General features: G+C 45.9%; 1 protein-coding gene. It reads left to right on the top strand.

The genetic code is table 11. From position 1 onward, the window contains the following. On the top strand, positions 1–645 hold a 645-nt coding region (locus HG263_RS22145; protein ID WP_171628237.1), incomplete at both ends, for a hypothetical protein.

The raw sequence follows: 645 nt of genomic DNA, 5'->3' as shown, positions 1-645 counted from the left end.
GAATACGTCAAGACACCATCACGTTGTAATATGTCTGGGTTGAAGCAGGATTACGGTGGTAACTATGGTCGCTTTGGTCGCTTGACGTGCTCAGAGGTGACAAAAACCAATAGTGAAGGTAAAACAGGTACGCGTCAAAGTGCGTTTGCATACAACAAAGAGGGGTTGTTATATCAAGAGAAGGTGAATGCGCAATCTGAAGCACAGTCTGTTATCACAGAGTACGGCTTTAATAGTGCGGGCCTTAAAATCCGCACCACGGTGTCGGGTAAAGAGTTAAAGGCAGGTAGCAGCTATAGCACTGCACCAACACTCTCGGGCGAGATGCTCGTACGTACCACGAAGGTGAAATACGACGACACGAATCGCTTTGTGATTGGTCAAGAAAATGATGCCGGTCACGTTGTGTGTCTTAATGTGGATACAGATACCGGATGGGTGAGAAGCAAAACCGTTAATTCACTTCTAAATAGTGCAGAGTCATGCCCACAGGAAGATGAGCCATCAACAGGGCTTACAACTAAATATAGTTATGATGCCTTTGGTCAGCTCACTGGTGAGCAATCACCCGCGGGTATTGTTAAATTGATAAGTCGTGGGACAAATCCGTCGTATCCTTATGGTTTCGTAGAACAAACACGGGTA

This window comes from Pseudoalteromonas caenipelagi, assembly GCF_013140855.1.
Taxonomy (GTDB): Bacteria; Pseudomonadota; Gammaproteobacteria; order Enterobacterales; family Alteromonadaceae; genus Pseudoalteromonas; species Pseudoalteromonas caenipelagi.
The sequence above is the reverse complement of the archived record's forward strand: the minus strand, read 5'-3'. Positions and strand labels throughout refer to the sequence as shown.